We start from the raw sequence: 4407 nt of genomic DNA, 5'->3' as shown, positions 1-4407 counted from the left end.
TGTTACGCTGTTTCTATCTATCATTTTTACCCACTCACTTCCACGATGAGCCTATAATAAAAACACCGCAGCTTCTCTACTCAAACAATTCTCTTAAAAATTCCATAAAATGAGTACAGTTACTCATCAAAATGAGTACTTATACATATTGATTTAGCTTTCTTAAAAGAGTTAATTATCTACAAGAATAAAAATCTAAAATCAAATGACTATACTGCTGGTGGACGATAATACGAAATTTCGGGCATTCGTAAAGAAAATGCTTCAGTCTTCTATCTATAATCTCGAAGCAATATACGAATGTGAAGATGGTGAAAGTGCTATATCAATGTTCAGCGCATTAAAACCAGATTGGGTCTTAATGGATATAAAGCTTCCCAATATTGATGGCTTAGAAGCAACATGTTTAATAAGAGAGAAAAATCGTGATGCGAAGATTATAATTCTTACACAATATAATGATACTGAATATCGTGAAGTTGCTACGAAATTCGGCGCCTCCAATTTCTTTTTAAAAGAAAATGTAGAATTAATTCCAAAAATTTTAAACAACAATAATTAAAGGAGATAGTTATGAAAAAATGTTTATTTTTTCTATTATTCTTTTGCACTTCATTTTTATTTTCACAATCGATTCAGTGGGAGCAGCTTAATGGTCCGTTTGGAGGGACCCCCACCTGCTTTGCTTCTAATAGCAACGGCAATATTTTCTCTGGTTCCGATGATTATAAAGGTTTCTTTAGATCTGTTGATGAAGGATTAACCTTCCAAAGTATTATCAATGGGGTCGCTTTGGACTATCGAAATGTTGGCTGGATTGTGGTTGATAGCGCTGATAATTTAATAGCCGGTGCTGGAAGCCATGTTGGTGCTTATGTCTTCAGATCTACCGATAATGGTGAAAATTGGACCAGTATTTTCTCAGGTTTAGGTGGAAGTTGCGTTGCTCAAAATGATAGCGGACATATTTATGTCGGCAATACTGGATTTGGACAATACAGTGTTTCAAAAGATGGAGGATATACCTGGAATCATTATTCAGGAGGTGGAGGTCCCTGTATTGCGATAAATGATAGCGGGCATATCTTTTTCGGTGGTCAAGTTGGAAGACGCTCAACTGATAGAGGTGCAACATGGACGAATATGTCCGGAGTTACCTACATCAACTCAATTGCTGTTGCTCCAAATGGAAATTTATTCGCCGGTACTTCCGAGGAACATACTACATACTCAGGTGTCTTTAAATCAACAAACAACGGCAATAGCTGGACGCCTGTAAAAGAAGGTTTCAGAGTTTATCCTTCACACAACATAGTTATCAATACCGATGGCCATATTTTTGTCGGGAGCTATGGTTGGGGCATCTGGCGATCAACAGATGATGGTGCAACCTGGACACAGCAAAATTCCGGACTCGGACATATCTATATCAAATCAATGCACATATCAAATGATGGAAGTGTTTATGCCGGAACAGTCGGAGGCGGAATTTACAGATCAGTGGATAACTGTGAGAGCTGGCAGCAGGTGGGTTTAATTTCTGCATATGTTAAAGTATTGGCAGTAAGTCCGTCGAATGGATTTTTATTTGCCTCAACAGTTGGTATGTCAAGATCAAAAGATAATGGTTTAACCTGGGAGCCAATAAATAATGGCTTATCTTCACGAGATGTGAATAATAGTGAAATTAAAAGTATCTCAATTAAACCGGATGGTACAATATTCATTGGATTTACTAATAATTGGCCAACTACTTTTGTTTATCGCTCGACAGATAATGGTGATTCCTGGGTGCTTGCACAATCGGGTCTTCAGGCAGGAGATATAAAAGGATTAACGGTTGATGACTCAGATAATGTATATGCCAGTAATTCTGCCGGTGTATTTAAATCTACAAACAACGGAGTTTCCTGGTATAGAATAGGAAATGTGCCTGATGGGAAGCTAAAATTCAATTCACTCGGAGATTTATTCCTTGGAAGCTATTGTGGCGGTTTGTGGAAACTCCCTGCCGGAGATACAGTCTGGGTTGATTTAACCTCAAACTATGGTTCCAGCTGTATATATAGTTTCTTTATTTCAAGTAATGATTATCTCTATACTGATCAGAAACGCTCTACTGATAATGGTTTAACCTGGACACCCATGCCTTTGGGCAATATGGCATACTCTTATGCTGAAAACTCTCAAGGTCATCTGTTTGCAGGTACTTTTAACTATGGCAGTGGAGTAAAACGTTCAACTGATTTTGGGGTAACCTGGGTATCAATCAATTCAGGGATTCCTACAAATGATGTACGTTCTGTTGCAATTGATGCAGACGGCTTTTTGTACTCAGGACCCTGGGGATATTCTTTATATAAAACAACAACATCAACTGTAACATCTGTTGAGGATATGGAATCAATACCCTCATCATTTTCTTTAGGGCAAAATTATCCTAATCCGTTTAATCCAAGCACAAAAATCAGTTGGCAATCACCAGTTAGTGGTTGGACAACACTGAAGGTTTTTGATATGTTAGGTAGGGAAGTAGCGACGCTTGTGGATGAGTATAAGCAAGCGGGAAAGTATGAATTTGGATTTCGTCCGTCAGCTAACGGATCGGATTTCGGATTTTCAACCGGTGTTTATTACTATCGGCTAACAATTGGTGAATATACTGCCACGAAAAAGTTCTTGTTGCTGAAGTAGAATGGAGCGTCGGATAAATGAATATGAGTTTAAATATGAATTATAAATATTTATTTAATCGTCTTATTACTATATTGGCATTATCAATATCTTCTTTATTCGCACAAGAATCAAGTGATGAATGGATTTCTCAAGGAGGTTTCAAATTCATAAAACCTACAGGATGGGTATATCAACAAAATGAATCAGGTATTTTATTAGGCCATGATAAAATATCAGGTGCGATACTAATTATTCCCACAGATGCTAACGGCTTTGAGGAAGTTAAACAACAAATGTTAACCGGCTTGGATGAGGAAGGTACTTCGCTTCTCCTTTCTGGGAAGTTAACTACATTAGGAGAAAACATTTACGCCGGTGAATATTCAGGCATCTATGAATACCAAAACGTAAAGGCATACATCATTGGAACACATCCTGCATACGGCAATGGCGTCTATATTTTAGCTTTCGACTCGCCAGAGAATTTTAACAAAGAACTTTCAAAAACTGCCGAAGCAATTGCCAAGGGGATGAACTACACTAAAACGAAAACTCCCGACAATTTCACCTTTGAAAAAGGAACCGGCGGTAACGATGCATCCGGTTTGATGAAATACTTTGCCGGAACTTATTACAGTTTTACCGGCGGAGGTATTACAAGCGGTGGTACCGAGAGAAGGTTTGTTATTTGCTCCAATGGACAATTCTATTTCACGAGCGAGTCGGGATATTCGGGCGACGCCGGGACTGCCGGCGCTTGGGGGACAGCAAGTCAATCAGGTGAAGCCGGAACTTGGAGTATAAGCGGGAATAAAACATCGGGTAAGATTATATTTGCTTACTCGAATGGTAATACCGATGTTGTAAACTATCAGGTATGCGGTGATGGCTGTATCTATTTCAATGATATAAAATATGCTTATGAGAAACCGGCAGTGTGTAACTAAACAAAATAATTTTGTACAGTTATTATAAAGGAGATTATTATGCAAAGCAAATTCTTTTTTTGGCTTATCAGAATTCTAATGATACTGATTATTATTCAAACAATGCAAGCACAAATTCCCCCTACGCTGTCTTACCAAGGCGTGCTTACTGATAGTTTGGGAAATCCAAAACCTGATGGCATGTACACATTCACATTCAGGTTGTACGATGTAAGCACAGGCGGAAGTGCAGTATGGACTGAGATTAAAGACGTGTTAGTTAAGCGGGGATTATTTTCAACAGTACTTGGCGACCAAACATCTTTTGAACCGAATGTAAAATTCGATAAACATTATTGGCTTGGTATAAAATCTGGCGCCGAAGCTGAACTCCCTCAACGGATTCCTTTAACATCGGTGGGTTACAGCATCAAATCAATAAATGCTGATACAGCACAATACGCAAAACAATATCCGCTTCAGGTATTTGTCGACAGTGCTCGAATTGCTGGTACAATTCCCGACAATAGCATAACAGGTGAGAAAATTGCGCCTAATCAGGTTGTGAAAACTTTGAATACGCTGTCTGAAAATATAACGCTCTCAGCTGTCGGTGGAGCTACAATATCAACCAGTGGCGACTCGATAATAATTAATGCTGGTAGCAGTGGTGTGTCGGGAATTCAAACAGTACAAAACACAAATAACACTTTAGATATAATCAATCCAAGCGGACCCACTACTACGATAAATATTAAGGGCGGTTCCAAAAATTGACTTATTGAATACTTTTTTTTGTATATTT

At 38.4% G+C, this 4407-nt stretch carries 4 protein-coding genes; all 4 read left to right on the top strand.

The genetic code is table 11. From position 1 onward, the window contains the following. Positions 1-205 precede the first annotated feature (205 nt). The 4 genes from QME58_14110 to QME58_14095 are packed head-to-tail and all read left to right on the top strand — an operon-like array spanning position 206 to position 4379. Positions 206-562: a response regulator transcription factor gene (locus QME58_14110; protein MDI6804949.1), complete on the top strand. Its 357-nt coding sequence runs from the start codon at positions 206-208 to the stop codon at positions 560-562. Positions 563-573: 11 nt separating this feature from the next. After that, positions 574-2694 carry a T9SS type A sorting domain-containing protein gene (locus QME58_14105; protein MDI6804948.1) on the top strand — a complete coding sequence of 707 codons (2121 nt, stop codon included), beginning with the start codon at positions 574-576 and terminating at the stop codon, positions 2692-2694. A gap of 23 nt (positions 2695-2717) precedes the next feature. Then, the gene (locus tag QME58_14100) at positions 2718-3623 is read left to right on the top strand and encodes a hypothetical protein (protein ID MDI6804947.1); all 906 of its coding nucleotides are present in this window, start codon (positions 2718-2720) and stop codon (positions 3621-3623) included. A gap of 39 nt (positions 3624-3662) precedes the next feature. Beyond that, the gene (locus QME58_14095) at positions 3663-4379 is read left to right on the top strand and encodes a hypothetical protein (GenBank protein ID MDI6804946.1); all 717 of its coding nucleotides are present in this window, start codon (positions 3663-3665) and stop codon (positions 4377-4379) included. Positions 4380-4407: the final 28 nt, after the last annotated feature.

This window comes from Bacteroidota bacterium (assembly GCA_030017895.1).
Classification (GTDB): domain Bacteria; phylum Bacteroidota; class Ignavibacteria; order UBA10030; family BY39; genus JASEGV01.
The sequence above is the reverse complement of the archived record's forward strand: the minus strand, read 5'-3'. Positions and strand labels throughout refer to the sequence as shown.

Bases quoted from the DNA above. Each gene is read 5' to 3' on its own strand.
- QME58_14110 (MDI6804949.1), top strand. From the start codon at position 206: ATGACTATACTGCTGGTGGACGATAATACGAAATTTCGGGCATTCGTA.
- QME58_14100 (MDI6804947.1), top strand. From the start codon at position 2,718: ATGAGTTTAAATATGAATTATAAATATTTATTTAATCGTCTTATTACT.
- QME58_14105 (MDI6804948.1), top strand. From the start codon at position 574: ATGAAAAAATGTTTATTTTTTCTATTATTCTTTTGCACTTCATTTTTA.
- QME58_14095 (MDI6804946.1), top strand. From the start codon at position 3,663: ATGCAAAGCAAATTCTTTTTTTGGCTTATCAGAATTCTAATGATACTG.